Source organism: Hymenobacter sediminis (genome assembly GCF_003231285.1).
GTDB classification, from domain to species: Bacteria; Bacteroidota; Bacteroidia; order Cytophagales; family Hymenobacteraceae; genus Hymenobacter; species Hymenobacter sediminis.
Genome location: NZ_QKNS01000002.1, coordinates 304,456 through 323,886, shown reverse-complemented (window position 1 = coordinate 323,886; position 19,431 = coordinate 304,456). Strand labels below are relative to the sequence as shown.

The 19,431-nt window shown below is 55.8% G+C and carries 12 protein-coding genes; 4 read left to right on the top strand and 8 right to left on the bottom strand.

Features of this window, described 5'->3' with window-relative positions:
* Window positions 1–31: 31 nt before the first annotated feature.
* The 7 genes from DNI29_RS07910 to DNI29_RS07880 all read right to left on the bottom strand — a co-directional run bounded on the left by DNI29_RS07910 (window position 32) and on the right by DNI29_RS07880 (window position 10,111).
* Window positions 32–1,123 carry an agmatinase family protein gene (locus tag DNI29_RS07910; protein WP_110977778.1) on the bottom strand — a complete coding sequence of 364 codons (1,092 nt, stop codon included), beginning with the start codon at window positions 1,121–1,123 and terminating at the stop codon, window positions 32–34.
* Between the two features lie 140 nt (window positions 1,124–1,263).
* Window positions 1,264–1,902 (bottom strand): chemotaxis protein CheC, encoded by a 639-nt coding sequence (locus tag DNI29_RS07905; protein ID WP_238388042.1) that lies wholly within the window; start codon window positions 1,900–1,902, stop codon window positions 1,264–1,266.
* Window positions 1,903–1,963: 61 nt separating this feature from the next.
* Window positions 1,964–3,595 (bottom strand): chemotaxis protein CheA, encoded by a 1,632-nt coding sequence (locus DNI29_RS07900; RefSeq protein ID WP_110977548.1) that lies wholly within the window; start codon window positions 3,593–3,595, stop codon window positions 1,964–1,966.
* Window positions 3,592–4,617 carry a chemotaxis protein CheB gene (locus tag DNI29_RS07895; RefSeq protein WP_110977547.1) on the bottom strand — a complete coding sequence of 342 codons (1,026 nt, stop codon included), beginning with the start codon at window positions 4,615–4,617 and terminating at the stop codon, window positions 3,592–3,594. The genes DNI29_RS07900 and DNI29_RS07895 overlap by 4 nt, the downstream gene beginning before the upstream one ends.
* Before the next feature lie 108 nt (window positions 4,618–4,725).
* Entirely contained in the window at window positions 4,726–5,115 is a 390-nt protein-coding gene (locus DNI29_RS07890; protein WP_110977546.1) for a response regulator, read from the bottom strand.
* A gap of 46 nt (window positions 5,116–5,161) precedes the next feature.
* Complete coding sequence (locus DNI29_RS07885) at window positions 5,162–5,689, bottom strand: chemotaxis protein CheW (RefSeq protein WP_110977545.1); 528 nt, start codon at window positions 5,687–5,689, stop codon at window positions 5,162–5,164.
* 72 nt (window positions 5,690–5,761) lie between these two features.
* Window positions 5,762–10,111 (bottom strand): HAMP domain-containing protein, encoded by a 4,350-nt coding sequence (locus tag DNI29_RS07880; protein WP_162303549.1) that lies wholly within the window; start codon window positions 10,109–10,111, stop codon window positions 5,762–5,764.
* Window positions 10,112–10,440: 329 nt separating this feature from the next.
* Between DNI29_RS07880 and topA the strand changes: the two genes are divergently transcribed.
* The 3 genes from topA (at window position 10,441) to DNI29_RS07865 (ending at window position 14,665) form a co-directional block, all read left to right on the top strand.
* A complete protein-coding gene (gene topA / locus DNI29_RS07875; RefSeq protein WP_110977544.1) occupies window positions 10,441–12,906 on the top strand; it encodes a type I DNA topoisomerase in 2,466 nt (821 codons plus the stop codon).
* 123 nt (window positions 12,907–13,029) lie between these two features.
* Window positions 13,030–13,899 (top strand): DUF4846 domain-containing protein, encoded by an 870-nt coding sequence (locus DNI29_RS07870; protein WP_110977543.1) that lies wholly within the window; start codon window positions 13,030–13,032, stop codon window positions 13,897–13,899.
* Window positions 13,900–13,972: 73 nt separating this feature from the next.
* Window positions 13,973–14,665 (top strand): SIR2 family NAD-dependent protein deacylase, encoded by a 693-nt coding sequence (locus DNI29_RS07865; protein WP_110977542.1) that lies wholly within the window; start codon window positions 13,973–13,975, stop codon window positions 14,663–14,665.
* Window positions 14,666–14,907: 242 nt separating this feature from the next.
* On the opposite strand, the gene DNI29_RS07855 is transcribed toward DNI29_RS07865, so the two are convergent.
* A complete protein-coding gene (locus tag DNI29_RS07855) occupies window positions 14,908–15,288 on the bottom strand; it encodes a hypothetical protein (protein ID WP_110977540.1) in 381 nt (126 codons plus the stop codon).
* Between the two features lie 367 nt (window positions 15,289–15,655).
* Here DNI29_RS07855 and DNI29_RS07850 point away from each other — a divergent pair, with 367 nt between their 5' ends.
* Window positions 15,656–19,384 (top strand): hypothetical protein, encoded by a 3,729-nt coding sequence (locus tag DNI29_RS07850; RefSeq protein ID WP_110977539.1) that lies wholly within the window; start codon window positions 15,656–15,658, stop codon window positions 19,382–19,384.
* The last annotated feature ends 47 nt before the right edge of the window (window positions 19,385–19,431 follow it).

Below are 19,431 nucleotides of genomic sequence, written 5' to 3'. Positions count from 1 at the left end.
TACGCAAAAGCGCATCAGGCGTTGGCTTTCCCTATTTCTCCGAGGGCCGGGCCTTCAGTCGTCCCTGCGATACACCCATCCAGTTAGCCATGTGGTAGAGCAGCCGGGCACCCACAATGGCGTTCCACTCTGTATCGCCGGGAGCTACTTCATTCAGGTCGCAGCCGATAATGGTGCGGCCTGAGCGTACAACCATCCGGATCAGGTACAGCGCTTGCTCGAACTCCAGCCCACCTGGCACAGGCGTACCGGTGCCGGGGCACAGCTTGGGGTCGAGACCATCGATGTCAAAGCTCAGGTATACTTTGTCGGGCAGCTGGGCAATAATCTTCTTGCACTCTTTTTTCCAGGATTTACCGCCCAGCATTTCCGCCTGCAGAAACCGGTCGGCAAACAAGGCTACGCGTCCGTTACTCTGGTCAATGAACTCAGCTTCTTGCTGGCAGTAGTCCCGAATGCCAACCTGCACCAGCTTCTTCACCTGGGGCAGCTTCAGAGCGTTGTACATGATGGAGGCGTGCGAAAACTCGAAGCCTTCGTAGGCCGGTCGCAGGTCGCAGTGGGCATCAATCTGAAGAATCCCAAACTCCTGGTGGCGTTCAGCCAGCGCATGGAGGTAGCCCAACGGCGTACTATGGTCGCCACCCAAAACTACTACCCCCTTGCCAGCATCAAGCAGAGCACCGGTCTTAGTTTTCAGCCACTCCAGCAGTGCTTGGCCCCGCTCATTGATGCGAGTCGGCACTTGAGAGAAGCTGCTATGGGTAGCCTCGGGCTCGCCTTCTTCTAGCCAGCCAATGTAGCCTTCAGCAGTTGGGCGCAAGTCCAAGCTTTCGGCCGCAATTTTCTCATCGGGCTCTTCCATGGCCAGACCCATTTTCCAAGCGTCGGGCAGGTCTGGGTCATACAGGTCAACCTGCAGAGAAGCTTCGCGAATAGCCGCCGGGCCTTCGGCGGTTCCGGCACGGTAGGAAACCGTAACCTCCCATGGCACGGGCACGATGATTACTTGTGCTTCTTCTGGTGTAAACGGAAGGCCATAAATCCCTCCGGCAGTATCTCCGAGGGCATTGGGGTCGAAGTTAGCGAGCTTTTGTTCCAGCGCAGACGCAGAATCAGCCATAAACATAAACGAGTTGAAGTGAGAAACAGAAGAAGGCTATAATGGCCGCGGCCTCCGCACCCAGAACATACAACGCCGGATCAGCGCTGTTCTTGGTGTTGAGGCCGCACTTGGTTGCGCCTAAGTCAGACCGGAAGCAGTTAAGAGCCAGCTTGCTGCCCGCCCATAAAATCATAGGTCCGGATGATGTCAAGAATTTTCTCGAAGGTATCCCGATCAAAGAAAATCATGAGAGGTAGCTCTACTGAATTGTCTTTATCGGAGAACTGGGTAACCACAGAGAAGATAAGCGGCTGCACCATGGGCCGGTTCAGAAGCAGACTATTCAGCGAGTTAGCCATATCGCCCCGCGGATGGGTTGGCGGCGCACCGTAGATGCTGGCTTTTAGAATATTGGCAAGCTGTGTTACCAACGCTCCAGTAATGATATTGCTGATTTCTAGCAGCAAAGATTCCTGCATTTCATCAATCTGCGTGGAATCTGAAGTGCTCATGCGCAAGCATACCCGCGAAAGACGCTGGACATGCTGCCCGGAGAAGAACATGAGAGTCGTCCCGTTGAACTCGCCACGGATATCGGACTGAATGATAACGTGTCCGGCCTGCAGGTCACGTACCATATCCAGAATGGTTTTCCCTGACACGATATCGAGGTTCGGTACTTCCAGCAATACCTTCTCCTGGGCGACCACCGCGAATGAATCGGCCGCGCGAGCTAGGCCAATATTCAGGATTTCGCGGATGATATCCCGCTCCAGTTCCGTCATGTGCAAATCCATAGGAATCAATTGAAAAGGGCGGCCAGCCGAAGTAGGCCGCCACAGGTCTGCAATACGTGAGTTATGGTCGTTTGGCCAGAAATAATCGTGTAAGCGCTGGCACATCGAGCACTAGGCATACCTGCCCACTGCCCAATAGGGTAACGCCGCCAAACAAGTCGATGGTATCCAGCGGCTTACTCATGGGTTTAACCACAATATCCTGCTGGCGCAAAAATCTATCGACAATAAGACCAAGCCGACGGTTGTTGTAGTTGACAATGATAATATCCTGCCGACCCATAAGGTCAGCTTTCGTAGCAGGTTGCAACGGCCCGTCGCCGTTATGCAACAAACGACGCAAGGACACAACTGGTACATTCTCTTCCTGCACCCGCGTGAGCAGCACCCCTCCTACCACGTTGAAGTCTTCGGGTAGCAAGGACACCACCGAGTCGGTGTGCATGAGTGGAATGGCATAGTTACGCTGATCAAGCTGGAAGAGCAACGCTCCCTTAACAGCTATGGACGTAGGCAATACCAGCGTAAAGGTAGTGCCTTCTCCCAATACTGACTCTACTCGCAACTGGCCGCCCAATGAATCGATAGCCAGCTTTACTACATCTAAGCCAACACCCCGGCCCGATATTTCGGTAACTTCCTGAGCCATGGAGAAGCCAGGCTCAAACAAAAAGCTGCGAACAGCGTCGTCGTCGAGGTTTGCTGCCGCCTCGGCAGATACCAAGCCGCGCTCCACAGCTTTGCGGCGCACGCTGTTTACATTGATGCCGCGGCCATCGTCGCGCACCTGAATCAGCACGTCGTCGCGCTCGGCCTGGGCCGAAAGGGTAAGGTGGCCCTGCGCAGTTTTGCCGGCTGCTTCTCGCTCTTCCGGCGTTTCTAGGCCGTGCCCGATGGCGTTACGCACGAGGTGCAGCAGCGCATCGGCAATAATTTGCAGGATGTTACGGTCAATCTGGATGTCTTCGCCTATAACTGTTAGCTCAACATCCTTCTTTTCAGTGGTTGCCACATCGCGCACTACCCGCGGGAACTTATTAAACAGCGACCCTACGCCTACTAGGCGGGCATCCATCACGCTGTATTGCAGCTCATCAGCAATACGCGAGAGGTGGGCAGCGGCAGCGGCCAAAGCAGGGTTGCCAATTTCCTGGCTGAGGGTAAGCACCCGGTCTCGGTCAATGGTCAGCTCACCGACGAGGTTCAGCAGATGATCCAGCTTCCGAATCTGGATATAGACCAGATCTGACAGTTCTAGCTTGCGGGTAGCATCTTCTTCGTCTTCCTCTCCTGACTCCAAAATGGGCTCTTCGCCCCGCACCAGTCGGTCAAGGTTTTCGAATAGATTTTCTGCTACCGGCAACTCTTCCCCAGCCCCGACGGCCCGAATCATCTCCCCTATGGTGTCAATTCCGGTGAACAGAACCGGCACCATAGAGCCTGTAAACGTTTTCTCCCGGCTGCGAATCAACCCGAAAATTGTCTCCATATGGTGGGCCAGTTCACCAATAGGATTGTAGCCCATGGCCCGGGCATTGGATTTCAGGTTGTGCATGAGCCGAAACAGCTCATTCAGGGCCGGTTCATCGGTTGGGTTGCGTTCCAGCTCACTAATATGCCGGCTCATGGCATCGTAGTACTCCAACGCCTCCGCCATGAAGATTTCGCGGTATTCCTGCTCTCTTGACTTCATTGCGCGGGCATAGAGTAAGAGAGTGAGGAAAAGCGGTTGAAGCGAGCTACGGGAGTACTCTGCACATGGCGCACCACGAAATCGGCAATAGCATTAAGCGGTAGCACGGCATCGGCCTGCCCGGCCTGAATAACGGATTTGGGCATACCGAACACAGCCGAAGTGGCCTCATCTTGGGCTACTACTACTCCGCCCTGCTGGCGAATAAAGGTTGCCCCTGCCGTGCCATCTTGGCCAAAACCAGTAAGCACTACTCCTAGCACATGACGGCCCAAGGCTCGAACTACGGAGTGCATCAGCACATCTACCGACGGCACATCAGGGCCGGCTTCATTACCAAAATTGGTTTGCCATTCTACCCAGGGGGTAGCAGCAACTGGCTGCACAACCAAGTTACGACCACCAGGAGCAACTAGCACACGACCTGCCTCCAGTCGGCTGCCTGCAGTAGCGGCCATAACAGGCAAGGCCGATACCTTACGGAGCCGCTCTACTAGTGTATCAGTAAATAACTCGGGTAGGTGCACAGCCACAACCACAGCCCATGGGAAATCCTTAGGCAAGTCGCGCAGTACAGCTTCTACAGCCGGAGCCCCTCCCGTGGAACCGCCAATGACTACTACCCCGCGGGGCGGTAGCGGCACTGCTTTACGACGGAGCACGCTCGTCGGCTCCGGGGCAGCTTTGCGGGGACGCGCGGCCAACAGCTTGCGCCGCACCGCAAGGCGCCACTCAGCCAAGGCCAGTCCCGATTCAGGCAGCGGGGTTACGTAGTCGTACACTCCTAAACGAGTTGCCTCACGGAGCATACCTGCCAAGGGCGGATGGGTACTATAAAGCAGTACTGGCACCGGATAATCCCGTTGCAATTGCTCTAATCCCAATAACTCGCTTTCAGTTACTATCACCACTCCAGGCCGTAACCGGCGCGCCATTCTCGGTAGCTCGTCAGCAGCCACGACAGAGCCCACCACTTCCAATTCAGGATCGGTGTGCAGCAGCCGGGTGAGTTCTGCGCGCACAGATGTGGGCAGATTACCGAGCAGTAAGGGGAATGGAGCAGTCAAAAAAGACACGAGAAGAACTAGCTACTGAAAGCAGACGAAGAGCTGGCGGGATGCAGAAGGGACTTATTCCTGCTCAGTAGCAGACGGCGACTCCTGCAGGGCGCTGCCAACAATTTCCAGTACTTTCTCTTCAGAGAAAGGCTTCACAATGTAGGCCGTGGCGCCACTCTCAAGGGCTTCGTTTACAATAACTTCCTGTCCTACGGCCGAGCACATGACAACTTTCACTTCCGGCTGGTCCAGTCGGATGCCTTTCAACACATCTAGGCCTGTATTGTCAGGCAGGATAACATCGAGCGTAATTAGATCGGGCTTCGTCTCAGCTGCCATTTCCAGTGCCTGTTGCCCATTAGCAGCTTCTCCTACCACCTCATAGCCGGCGTCAGTGAGCATATTCTTGAGCATCGTGCGCATGTAAAAGGAGTCGTCGACGATGAGGATGCGGTTTTTCATGGAAAAGGAAATGAGGAAAAGTAAGAAGCTGAACAGTGCAAAAGGACTAGCCCTTTGTACGGCTGCCGGCGGCGGAAGATTCTGCTTTCGGCTGCAACTGCATGATTTCAGAGGGGGTAAGCAGCTTCAGCATATCAAGAACCACAACAATGCGGCCATCGACTTTGGCAATTCCCTCAATGTATTTATCGTGAATGTTGATGTCCTGAATGAATTCGGGGGCCTTTTCAATGCTGGACACCGGAATGGACAACGGCTGAGGCACTTCGCGCACCATTATACCAATGGTGTACTCTTTGGCCTCAATTGCCATGGTGTAGGACATAGAGGGCATTTCCACCTCAGCCGGACGTAGGCGAAACCGCTCTTCTAAGTCGACAATAGCAATAATATCGCCACGCAGGTTCGCAATGCCCTTCACAAACGGAGGAGTTTTAGGCATACGAGCAATTTCCGGAGTGATGGTCACTTCCTTCACCTGCTCAATGCGAATACCGTATTCCTCATCGCCCAACCGAAATACAATCAGTTGAATAATAGGGTCCTGTTTGACGTTCTTTTCCGACTCAGGCATGCCTGAAATTATGGTCGCCTACTCCGGGCCATCCGCAGAAAGCGAAGACCCGGAGCAGAGTTAAAACAATACTTACTTGGCTTTCCCTTTTGAGGACCGAGCCTTGGCCGGGGCTGGAGCAGGCGTTTCGGCCTTAGCCTCTTTCCGGCGGGAGCGGTTATTCTTGGGAGCAGCCGGAGCCGCAGGCTGGTCAGGATTTACTGTCGGCGCAGGGGTAGCAGCCACAGCTCGGCGTGTTGTTTTCCGAGCCGATGTAGCCGGAGCTTCCGCAACTGTAGTGGTTGCCCGGCGAGCAGCCCTGTTGGTAGCGTTAGCCGCCGGAACTGGGGTAGCCACAGCTCGCCGTAACAACGTCCGTCGACGGATAGGCTCTGGTTCTGGTTCGGGCTCTGGTTCCAAGTCTTCCATCAGCTGGAAGGCTGAGAGGCCTAGCTGCAGGTCGTCGGCAATGTCCGTGAGCTTCTGGCTGCTGGTAGTCAGCTCCTGCATGCTTGTGGAAAGCTGCTTGGCGGTGCTGGCAACCTGCTGAGTACCGGAAGCCGTCTGTTCGGCAATGGCTACTACCTCTTCCACGTATTTTACTACGTCGCCAATAGAGGTTTTCTGCACCTCCGTGGCCGTCAGAATGTCGCGGGAAGTGCGGAGCGTTTCGCCGCTGCTGGTGGCAATGTTCTTAAAGGCCGAGCTAGCTTCGAATGTAGCGTTCTTGCCTTTAAGTACTCGGCCTTCCATGGTGCTGATTGCCGTTGCCGCTGAGGTAGTATCCTTTTTAACGTCTTCTACCAGAGTTGCAATTTCACTAGCCGACTTACGAGAGCCCTCTGCCAGCTTACGGATTTCTTCAGCTACTACCGCGAAACCACGGCCAGCTTCCCCGGCACGGGCCGCTTCGATAGCAGCATTCAGAGCCAGCAGGTTGGTTTGCGAGGCAATATCGGTGATAACGCCCAGCGACTTGCTGATTTCCTGAGAGCGGGTGCTCAGTACTTCGATGGTCTTGGAGGTCTGGGCGGCAGCCGAGCTGATTTCCTCCATGTTTTTCACCACTTCTGCTACCGTTTTCAGACCCAGCTGTGAGGTTTGCTCACCGAGGATAGCAGCCTTGATACCAACGTCGGCTTTACCGGCCGTTTCCTTGGTAGCCTGCATAATTTCCTCGATCAGCTTGAAGGCCTGGTCGGTCTTGAGAGCCTGGTTCTGGGCGCCTTCGGCCATCTGCTGCATGGCCAGGGCCACGTCAACGGTCACCCGGCTCATCTCCTGCCCTTTCACCACCATTTCCTCCGACGACTCCCCTACGATCTGCGACGATTCATTAATCTCACCGAGCAACTCGTTGAGGTTGTCTACGGCCAGGTTCAGAGCGTCGGCCATGGCGCGGATGTCGCCGGTGGTTTCGATTTCCACCTGCTGCTGCAGGTCGCCTTCTGAAATGGCTCGTACTACGCGCGATACTTCTAGTACCGGCGACGCAATGGATTCAATCAGGGCGTTCAGGGTGTCCACCAGTTCTTTCCAGGAGCCCGATACGTCGGTTACTGTGGCGCGTTCCGTCAGCTTGCCTTCGCCACCCGCTACACGTGCCACGCGGCTAACTTCCGAAGCCAGACGGTTCAGGTCGTCCACCATTCGGTTGATGGTTTCGGCCAGGTCGGCTACCTCCCCTTTAGCGTCCAAAGTCAGCTTCTGGGTCAAGTCACCCTGCGATACGGCCGTAACTACCTTCACGATACCGCGTACCTGCGTGGTAAGGTTCGAGGCCATGGTGTTTACCCGGTCAGTCAGCTCCTTCCATACCCCGCTCACGCTGGGTACGTTGGCTTGACCACCGAGACGGCCTTCGGTACCTACTTCCAAGGCCACGCGGGTTACCTCGCCGGCAAAGATGTTCAAGGAGTCCACCATCACGTTGATGTTGTCCTTGAGGTCGAGCAGCTCGCCTTTTACATCTACCGATACTTTCTGGCTTAGGTCGCCGCGGGCTACGGCGGAGGTTACGTTGGCAATGTCTCGCACCTGAGAGGTCAGCGAGGCAGCCATGGTGTTTACGTTGTCCGTCAGGTCTTTCCACGTACCGCGCACGTTGGGTACCACGGCTTGGCCGCCCAGGCGACCTTCCGTGCCTACTTCGCGGGCCACGCGGGTTACTTCGTCGCCGAACGTATTCAGCGAGTCCACCATCTGGTTCAAGTTCTCTTTCAGCTGCAACAGCTCGCCGCGTACGTTTACCGTTACCTTTTGGCTTAGGTCGCCGCGGGCTACGGCAGTTGCCACGTTGGCAATATCTCGTACCTGAGAGGTCAGGTTCGAGGCCATCGTATTTACGTTGTCGGTGAGGTCTTTCCACGTACCCGAAACGCTCGGCACGTTGGCCTGACCGCCCAGAATACCCTCGGTACCTACCTCGCGCGCTACGCGGGTTACCTCGCCGGCGAAGATATTAAGCGAGTCCACCATCTGATTGAGGATGTTTTTTAGGTCGAGAATCTCGCCTTTTACATCCACCGTCATCTTCTGGGTCAGGTCACCTTTTGCTACAGCGGTAGCTACGTTGGCAATGTCTCGTACCTGCAAAGTCAGGTTCGAGGCCATCGTGTTTACGTTGTCCGTCAGTTCTTTCCAAGTACCACCTACGCGGGGCACGTTGGCTTGGCCGCCGAGCTTACCCTCCGTACCTACTTCGCGGGCCACGCGGGTTACTTCGTCACCGAAGATGTTGAGCGAGTCCACCATCTGGTTGAGGATGTTCTTCAGCTCCAGGATTTCTCCTTTCACATCTACAGTCATTTTCTGCGACAAGTCGCCGCGGGCTACGGCGGTTGCCACGTTAGCAATGTCTCGCACCTGCAAAGTCAGGTTTGAGGCCATGTAGTTTACGTTGTCCGTCAGCTCCTTCCATACGCCCGCTACATTGGGTACAGAAGCCTGACCACCTAGTTTCCCTTCCGTACCTACTTCAAGAGCCACGCGAGTTACCTCGCCAGCGAACAGGTTGAGCGAGTCCACCATTTGGTTCAGGTTCTGCTTCAGTTGCAGCAGTTCGCCCTTTACGTCTACCGTAATCTTCTGCGACAAGTCGCCTTTTGCTACGGCGGTTGCCACGTTAGCAATGTCTCGTACCTGCAAAGTCAGGTTCGAGGCCATGTAGTTTACGTTGTCGGTCAGCTCCTTCCATACGCCAGCCACGTTCGGTACGCTGGCCTGGCCACCGAGGCGGCCTTCCGTACCTACCTCTTGCGCCACACGAGTTACCTCACCGGCGAATAGGTTGAGCGAGTCCACCATCTGGTTGAGGTTCTGCTTCAGCTGAAGCAGTTCCCCTTTCACGTCCACGGTGATTTTCTGAGTCAGGTCACCTTTTGCTACGGCGGTTGCCACGTTAGCAATGTCTCGTACCTGCAGGGTCAGGTTTGAGGCCATCGTGTTTACGTTGTCCGTCAGTTGCTTCCACACCCCGCCTACGTTTGGTACGCTAGCCTGGCCGCCGAGCTTACCCTCGGTACCTACCTCTTGCGCCACACGGGTTACCTCGCCGGCGAACAGGTTCAGGGAATCCACCATCTGGTTGAGGTTCTGCTTCAGTTGCAGCAGTTCGCCCTTCACGTCTACCGTAATCTTCTGCGACAAGTCGCCGCGGGCTACGGCGGTTGCCACGTTGGCAATGTCTCGCACCTGAGAGGTCAGGTTCGAGGCCATGTAGTTTACGTTGTCCGTCAGCTCCTTCCAGATACCACCCACGTTTGGCACCGAGGCTTGGCCACCGAGCTTACCCTCCGTACCTACTTCCTGGGCCACGCGGGTTACCTCGCCGGCGAACAGGTTCAGGTTGTCGATAGTCTTGTTGATGGTTTCGGCCATCACCTTAAAGTCACCCGACACCGGAATCTGAAAGGTTTCGTCCAGATTGCCTTTGCTGATGTTCTTGAGCACCTTGCCCACCTCCAACACCGGCACGGCAATGCTATCTACCAGGCCATTGATGTTGTTGATCATGTCGCGCCAGAAACCCGCTGCATTGTCAGCGGAAGCGCGAGCCTTCAAGTTACCCTCTACCCCGGCAACTTTCGAAATGCGCGACACCTCGCCGCCTACCCCACCAATCATCTCCACCATGGAGTTGTAGGCCTCGGCTATTTCAGCGAAGATGTCATCGTTCTGCTTGGTCAGCCGTACCGATACGTCGCCTTTCTTAAAGGCGTCGAGGGCATACAAAACCCGGTTCAACTGATCATTAATATAATCAGGATCCTGGTTGCTGTAGCCAGCCGTGCTGGCCGTACCCCGTTTACGGGTATAGTTATTAGGCTGCGACATTGCAGTAGCCCCGTCGTCATCGTCGGCGTTTACCAATGTCGATTCGTCAAATGTATCCGGAGCGGCGGGGGCCGGTTGGTTGTTTTTGGGCGTCTTAGCTGATGCCATAAACTAGAGGTGTAGCGAAACCCACTTAAAGCAGGGTGGTGCCCTAACAGAACCCTAGGTAACAGGGTTCAGGAACGGGCAAAGTTAGCAAATAGACTTGTCTGCGCACAATTCTGCCTGAAAACTTAGCTATTTCTACTAACCTTCGGAATATGAACTATTTGCCGTGCAACAGGGTACTTAGTGCCGCTAACCGCCCGAGCAAACCAAGCTGATATTCTTGTCTTGCTGCTGCTAGGCCGGATTATTCCAGCATCTTTGCGGCAAAATTCAACTTTTGCGCTTCCCCCGCCGTTTCCTACGAAACAAGCCTAGCGTATCCCACCCCTATGGTTAAAAATTTAGTCATCGTCGAATCTCCTGCCAAGGCCAAAACCATTGAGGGCTACTTGGGCAAGGACTTCGTGGTCAAGTCTAGCTTCGGCCACGTCCGCGACTTGCCCAAGGACAATAATGCCATTGATATTGCCAATGGCTTCAAGCCTACCTATGTAGTATCGGCTGATAAGCGGGAAGTAATTAGCCAGTTGAAGAAGCTTGCCAAAGAAGCCGAAACAGTTTGGTTGGCTAGTGACGATGACCGCGAGGGCGAAGCTATTTCATGGCACCTGGCCGAGACTCTGAACCTCAACGACGAGAAGACGCGGCGCATTGTGTTCCGCGAAATCACGAAGAATGCTATTCTTAATGCCATTGCCACGCCCCGGGAAATTGACCTCAACTTGGTTAACGCTCAGCAAGCCCGGCGCGTGCTTGACCGCCTCGTAGGCTTTGAGCTAAGCCCGGTGCTGTGGAAAAAAGTAAAGACTGGCTTGTCAGCCGGCCGGGTGCAGTCGGTGGCCGTGCGGCTGGTGGTAGAGCGGGAGCGGGAAATCAGCCAGTTTAAAACCTCCTCAGCCTACCGCGTAGTAGCACGCTTCGATGCTGGCCGGGGCGCCGTATTGGAAGCTGAACTCCCTACCCGCTTCAAAACCCGTGAGGAGGCCGAAGCCTTCTTGGCCCGGTGCGTGGGAGCGGCCTACCGCATTGAAAACCTCGAGAAAAAGCCTGGCAAGCGCAGCCCGGCTCCGCCGTTTACTACCTCTACCCTGCAGCAGGAAGCTTCGCGCAAGCTAGGTTTCTCGGTGGCTCAGACGATGAGCGTGGCCCAGAAGCTTTATGAAGCGGGCAAGATCAGCTACATGCGGACGGACTCCGTGAACCTGTCGCAGGATGCACTGGCCGCTGCCAAGGAAGCCATTACCGCTGCCTACGGTGCTGAATACGCTAACACCCGGCAGTTCAAAACCAAGTCGGCCTCGGCCCAGGAAGCCCACGAAGCTATTCGTCCTACTGACTTCGCTTTGGTAAAGGCTGGTTCCGATTCTCAGGAGCAGCGCCTCTACGACCTGATCCGCAAGCGCGCCTTGGCTTCGCAAATGGCCGACGCAGTGATTGAACGCACGGTGGCTACCATCGGCATCAGCACGCAACCCGGTACTACCCTCACAGCTACCGGCGAGGTTATCACGTTTGAAGGTTTCCTGAAGGCTTACGCCGAAAGCAAAGACGATGACGAGCAAGACGGCGAATCGTCGTTTTCGCGGGGGTTACCGCCGCTCAACGTAGGCCAGGAATTGCCCCTGCAGCAACTACGCGCCACGGAGCGTTACGCTACGCCGCCCGCTCGTTACACCGAAGCCTCGCTGGTGAAAAAGCTGGAGGAAATGGGTATTGGCCGTCCTTCCACGTACGCGCCTACCATCAGCACCATTCAGAAGCGTGGCTATGTTGAGAAGGACTCACGCGAGGGCAAGGAGCGCAAGTTTCATGTACTGACGCTGGAGGGTGCTGAGGTGAAGACGGAGGTAAAAACCGAAACCTACGGCGCTGATAAAGCCAAGCTTTTCCCCACCGATACAGCCATGGTGGTCAACGACTTCCTGGTAGAGCACTTCCCGGTAATCGTTGATTATCAGTTCACGGCGAAGGTAGAGGACGAGTTTGACCGCATTGCCGACGGGCAGGAACAGTGGACCGATATGCTGGCCGGTTTTTATGGCACCTTCCATGAAACCGTGGAGCGCGGCCAAGACATAGAGCGCAGCACGCTGGGTAGCAACCGTGAAATCGGGACCCACCCCGAAACCGGACAGAAAATTACGGCGCGCCTGGGCCGTTTCGGCCCTTACGTCCAGATTGAACCCAAAGAAGGCTCGGAGGAAAAGGCGGTGTACGCCAGCCTACGCAAGGGACAGTTCATTGAGAGCATAACCCTAGAGGAAGCCCTGGACCTATTCAAACTGCCGCGCATTGTAGGCCAGTTTGAGGACAAGGATATGACTGCTGCCCTAGGTCGGTTTGGCCCCTACATCCGCCACGACAGCAAGTTCTACTCACTTACCAAGGAGCAGGACCCGCACACCATCACGGCCCAGGAAGCCATTGACCTGATTGAGGCCAAGCGCAAAGCTGATGCCGAGCGTCTGATTAAGGAGTTCCCCGAGAACCCCGATGTGCAGGTGTTGAATGGTCGCTTCGGGCCCTACATTGTGGCGGGCAAGAAGAACGTGAAGATTCCGAAGGGCGAAGACCCGGCGGGTCTGACATTGGAGCGCTGCCTGGAGTTGGCGGAGGCTACCCCCGACAAACCAGCCAAAGGGGGCCGCTTTGCGAAGAAGGCAGCACCTGAAGCTGCTGAAAAAGCCGATACCCCAGCCAAAAAAGCAGCAGCTAAAAAACCTGCGGCCAAGAAACCAGCAGCTAAAAAGGCAGCGGGCACTACCGCTAAGAAAGCAACCGGAAAGGCGAAGTAATCTGTATTTCACTTTCCTTGAAAAAGGCTCACCTACAGCAGGTGAGCCTTTTTATTTTGCGCATATCCTCAATATCAGCCCGTACGGCCCGTTATATTAGCTCTACTTAATATCTGCTTTTGTATGCTTGGTAAGATTATCCTGTTGGGTGCCGCATTAAGCGCCGTCACGTCCTATGTACCAATTACTCTTCTGCCTTCCCTACCCCTTCTAGGGAACCACTACCCCTGGCTGCCGGCCGGACGTTACCGCTCGGGCCAGACCCTGGCCGCCCGGTTTCCGGTTCCGGTGGGCTACCAGCGCGTGGCAGTAGCGCCCGGCTCGTTTGGGGCCTGGCTGCGGGAGGTTCCGCTGCTGCCGGCCGGCACCGCGGTACACCTGCACAACGGCAAGCTCAAGGACCGCCAGGATGTGCATGCCGCCGTGCTAGATTTAGATGTAGGAACCCGCGACCTGCAGCAGTGCGCCGATGCTGTCATTCGGCTGCGGGCAGAATATGAGTTCAGTCAGAACCCCGATCAAGTGCACTTTCACCTCACCAGCGGCCACGATATCCGGTTTCAGGACTGGTACCAGGGCCGCGGATTTCGGGTAGAAGGCAACGAGGTGGTGCCTAACCCCAAACCCGTTGAAAAACCCGACCACGCCACCTTCCGCCGCTACCTCGACCAGATTTTCACTTACGCCGGTACGCTTTCCTTGAGCAAAGAGCTGCGGCCGATGCCCCTGGCCCAAGTGCAGCCCGGCGACGTGCTCATTCGGGGTGGTTCGCCGGGGCATGCAGTGCTCGTGCTGGATGTAGCAACCCAGCCGGCCACAGGCCGGCGAATGGTGCTGCTGGCTCAGAGCTACATGCCGGCGCAGCAAGTGCATGTATTAAAAGCCGGGCCGCAGCCAAAAGCCGGGGCGTGGTTTAACCTGGAGGCCGATAAGCAATATGTTTATACGCCGGAGTGGACGTTCAGCCGCAATGAATTAGGGCGGTTTGAATAACTTCTGCCCGCATTTCCTACTCAACCTGTGGGCCTAAAGCCCCGTCTAGCTTCTAAGCACTGCCTCTCGACTTATGAAAAAGAAACTTGTAGCCCTGACCGGGGCCGGCATTTCCGCAGAAAGTGGCCTGGCCACCTTCCGTGGCTCCGATGGACTTTGGGAAGGACACCGGATTGAGGAAGTGGCTACCCCCGAAGGTTGGGCGAAAAACCCGGCGCTGGTGCTGGACTTCTACAACCAGCGCCGGGCTGCGGCCCGGGCCGCTCAGCCCAATGCCGGGCACCTCACATTGGCCGCGTTAGAGGACCAGTTTGAGGTAGTCATCATCACCCAGAACGTGGACGACCTGCACGAGCGGGCCGGCTCCTCGAACGTTATTCACTTGCACGGCAAGCTGTTTGAATCGCGCAGTTCCTACTTTGATCAATTGATTTATCCAATGGATGATGACCTGATTGAGCTGGGCGACCTGTGCGAGAAAGGCCACCAGCTGCGCCCCAACATTGTGTGGTTTGGAGAGGCTGTACCCCTGATGGAACGCGCCGCCGAAGAAGCCGCCACCGCCGATGTATTTCTGGTAGTTGGCACTTCTCTGCAGGTGTATCCGGCAGCGGGCCTCATTGACTATGTATCACGCACTACCCCCGTGTACATCATCGACCCCAGCCGACCGCCCGTCACTTCCCGGCCCAACCTGCACTTCATTACCGAGCCGGCATCGGTGGGTGTCTCGCAAGTGGCAGCGAAGTTGCGACAACATGCATAGTTCTGGCAGCAGACTTCTCGGCGGAAGCGGGGCATGTACGCACCGATATACCAGTCAAGTTTCCGGACTTACAGCAGCCTGCGCCTAGATTCCATAAAATTCTATTTCGCGGCAAAAAAAGACGCCACAAGTCAGAATTTTGAGGAAGACAATTTTACAAACACTCTTTTCAAATCTATGCTAATTTTAGCAAACAAAGAATTGCGTATAGAAGCAGATAAAATAATACAGTGTTAGTCTTTTTATTTTACAAAGTACTTTCTTATTAACAAAATCATAAACCATATTATCAACGATGGAATTACTGGCAATATTAGCAACAAACAAAAATCAGCAATATTCTCACGCAAAATATTGCCCACTGTTTCTTTCTTTATATCACCTACCAAGGCTTGTATCACCCAAGTCATCACTTCAATTCCATTTCCTTTTATTAAAATAAACGGAAATAAGCGATTATGGTAGCTAACTATTGAAGTATAAAAAACTGTAATCAAAAAGCTAAGTATCCAAATCCTAACCAGCCATCGTGGCAGCACATCTAACTTCCCCGTCGTGACATGTATGAGATATATAATTACCGATATTGCTACAACAAAAACCAAAAGAAATCCAAGGATCATACATGCAGAAGTTTAGCTAGAAATTTAAAAATATAATTGGCATTAGGTTAAAATAGCCTATTATTTTGCCGGGTATTGGCAAGATACTACGCCTATTGTTGCTTTTCAGCTTGCTGCCCATTGCCGTGTTAGCAATTGGGTGGAGAACTTTGTAGCGCCTAAGCCACGCACGTACTCTGTAGTGAGGCGCAGTACGTGCGCGCCACTGCCCTATGGCATTGTGTTGCTTGGCCATGCCCTTGCACTCACAGATCCGCGTCAGGCTGGTCTGCCAAACCTCTATGAGGTCCGGGAATTGAAATTAAAGCTGGATTAAATCAGATTAATGATTTCCTGCGTAGAAGCGGACTCTACAATTCCCTCATCTATGCCCTTACGTTACACCTGCGCGCTGCTGACTAGTTTAGGTCTGGCGGCCACTTTCCCAACCTTTGCCCAAACTGCGCCGCCAGCTCATACGGTTTTCCTGCTGGGCAATACGGCCTCAGCCCAACTCCCGGCCAGCCGTTTGCAGGCCCTGCGCCAGGCGCTGGAGCAGCAATCAGGCTCCTTTACGGTTGTCCACCTCGGCGATATTGTGGGCAATGAGGGCCTGGGCAGCCAGAAGGATTCCAGCCAGACCAGCCAAACTGCCCGTGCTGATGCGCTTATTGCCTTGGTGCAGGGTCTGCCCAACGGCAAGCTCTACTTCGTGCCCGGCGACAAGGACTGGGCTAACTCGGGTTCCGATGGGTTGAAGCGCGTACGCCGCCTTGAGAAATACATCGAGGAAAAACTACCCGGCCAGAATGCCTTCGTGCCCACCGGCGGCTGCCCCGGCCCCGAAATTGTGGACGTAGCCCCGCTGGTGCGCCTCGTGGCTATCAACTCGCCCTGGTGGACCCACCCCTTCGACCGGCCTGAAGCCCCGGACACCGACTGCAAAACCATGACCCAGGAGGAGTTCCGGGAGCAGCTGCAAGACGTGCTGGACGACACCAAGGGCCGCAATGTGCTGCTAGTAGGGCACCAGCCCGTTATCAGCAATGGGGTTTACGGCGGGCGTATGCCCCTGAGCCGCCACCTCCTACCCCCCGTGGCTGGCACAGTCTATGCCGCCTACCGCCAGAACGTCGGCTCGCCCCGCGACCTGGCCAACCCTGCCTATCAGCAGTTCCAGAAGGAAATGCTGAACACCCTGAAAGACCACCCCGGCGCCGTGTACGCCGCCGCCCACGACTTCAGCCTGCAGCTCACCCAAGCCGAAGGCAGCTACCACCTGGTTTCGGGTTCGTTCACGGAAAAACAGCACGTAGGCGCCAATGCCCGCTCTCAATTCAATGAGTCGGCCGAGGGATTCTCGAAGCTGGAGTACTACCCCGATGGCACCGTCAAAACCACCTTTTACACCTTCGAGGGGGGTAGCAATAACGTGAAGGAAGCCTATGCGGCGACCCTGTTTCAGTCGGCTTGCCAGGAGCCGCGGCTGCCGCAGGTGCCCGTGAACAGCTTTATTCCGGAGTGCCCTACGGCTCCGAAGGGGGTAGCAGAAACCAAGCCCGATGCCCCATTCCAGGCGACCCAAACCCTGGCGGCGGGCAAGCAATACGCCGGGAAAGGCTCGTCGCGCTTCTGGCTCGGTGATTTATACCGCACTTCCTGGACGCAACCGGTACAGGTGCAGACTCTCAACCTCGCCACTGAAAAAGGCGGTTTGCGCCCCTTCGGTCGCGGCGGCGGGCGCCAGACCACTTCGCTGAAGCTGATTGCCGCTGATTCTTCAGAATTCGTGTTTCGCTCCGTAGATAAGGACGTAACGCGGATTCTGCCCCCGGAACTGCGCCGCTCCTTTGCCGCCGACGTGCTGCGCGACATTACCCCCACGGCTCACCCCTACTCGGCGCTGGTCACCGGCTCCCTGCTCGACAAAACTGACATCCTGCATGCCCGGCCGCGCTTGTTTGTGTTGCCAGATAATCAGCTGCTAGGCCCCTACCGCCAGGAATACGCCGGGCTGTTCGGCACGTTAGAAGACCGCCCCGTAGACCCCAAACCCAACCTGCCCGGCTTTGGCGGCGCCGACGATGTACGACGTTCCTTCAGCTTTTTCCGCCAGCTCTATAAGGACAACGATAACCGCATCGACGCCGTGAACCTGGGTCGGGCCCGCGCCTTCGATATGCTGGTGGCCGACTTTGGCAAGCACGAGGACAACTGGAAATGGGCGGGCTACAAAGACGGAAAGAAAACCGTGTACAAGCCCATTCCGCGCGACCGGGACCAGTCGTTTACCAAGTGGAATGGGGTGCTGACCTACCTAGCGAACCGGGAGTGGGCCGTGCCCAGCATCGAGGATTTCCAGGTGGAATTCCACGATATGAAAAGCCTGAACTGGCCTGCCCGTCACCTCGACCGGTTTCTGCTGCAAAGCCTGAGCCGGGAGCAGTGGCAGGAAATTGCCCGCTACATGCAGGAGCGCATCACCCCGGCCGCCATTGATGAAGCTACCGGCACGCTGCCACCCGAGCTCAAGGCGCTTTCAACCGACGAGCTGAACCGCAAACTTAAAGCGCGTATCCAGTCCCTACCCCAAGCCCTCGACGAATACTACCTGCTCTTGGCCAAGCGGGTGGACGTAGTAGGCTCCAACAAGGCTGAAGTGTTTCGGGTGAACCGGCTGGCCGATGGCAAAGTGCGCGTGCAGATGTTCGACAAGACCAAAGAAGGCAACGAGCCCAACGGCGACGCACTATTCGACCGCACCTTCTCGCCCCGCGAAACCGACGAAATCAGCCTCTACGGCCTCGATGGCAAGGACGTGTTTACTGTTACAGGCACTGCGAAAAAGAGCGTGCTGGTACGCATCATCGGGGGCGACGGCAAAGACCAGATTACAGACGACTCGCGGGCAGGCGGCCTGCGCACTCTGACTAAGGTGTACGATGTGGCCGATACCGACCTGAAGCTGGGCTCCGAGAGTGACAACCGCACCTCTTCCCGCCCCGACGTGAACCGCTACGACCGAGAGGAGTTTGAGTACGACACTTACAAGCCCCGCGCTACCGTCATTGTGAATGCCAACGACGGGCTGGGGGTAGGCGCCGGCGTCGATTTTGTGCGGCAGGGCTTCCGCAAGCCGGGGTTCAAAAACCTATATTCCTTTGATATCAGGGGCTCTAGTGGGGGCAATTTCCAGGTTTCCCTGGCTACGCGCCACCGCCATGCCTTCGGGAAGTGGGACATTGGCGCCCGCACCGAATACGGCAACTTTTTCCCTTTCTATAACTTCTTCGGCCTCGGCAACGATACCCGTAAGGACCAAGACCTTTACGACGATAAGTACTACAAAGCGCGCTACAAAGGCTTCACGCTGAATGCCTTCACAGAGCGGGTGTTCTGGCAGCGCAGCCTCTTCCGCCTGGGGCCAACCTATGAGCAGTACACCTCCAGCTACGCTTCCAGCAGCTTTCTGGGCCAGTTAGAGCGCCAGCAGATTCCCGTACCCGACGACCGGATTCCGAATACCGAGTTTCAGCGACTCATTGGCGTAAATGCCCTGCTGGATGTGGACCTGCGCGACCGGCAGCAGTTTGCCCGCCGTGGGGTGCGCCTGCGCGTGCAGCACGATACCTACCACCAGCTCAACGGCAACAAGGGCAACTTCGGCCTGACCCAGGGCTTTGCCGAATATTACGGCACGGCCCGCCTCGGCATTCCGGTAACGCTGGTCTTGAAAGGCGGTGGCGGCAAGAACTACGGCAACGACGACGATATTCCGTTCTATAAGTTCACCAGCCTGGGCCTACGTGAAAACCTGCGCGGCTACTACCGCAACCGCTTCACCGGCGACGCCAGCCTGTACCTGAACACCGAGTTGCGCCTAGCCCTGGGCCGCGTTCAAACGTCCTTTCTACCGTTCTCCTACGGTGTTTTCGGCTTCTATGACAAAGGCCGCGTGTACTTCAAAGGCGCCTCGCCCGATGGCTGGCACGACGGCTACGGCGCGGGCTTCTACCTCGCGCCCGTTTCTGATCAGCTGGCCTTATCGGTTTCCTACCAAAAGTCGCCAGAAAATGGCCTGATTCAATTCGGGTTAGGGTTCCGTATTGATAACTAAGCGCTTGCAGGCCGAATAAAGCGCCCTGTTTCTTCGGAAGCAGGGTG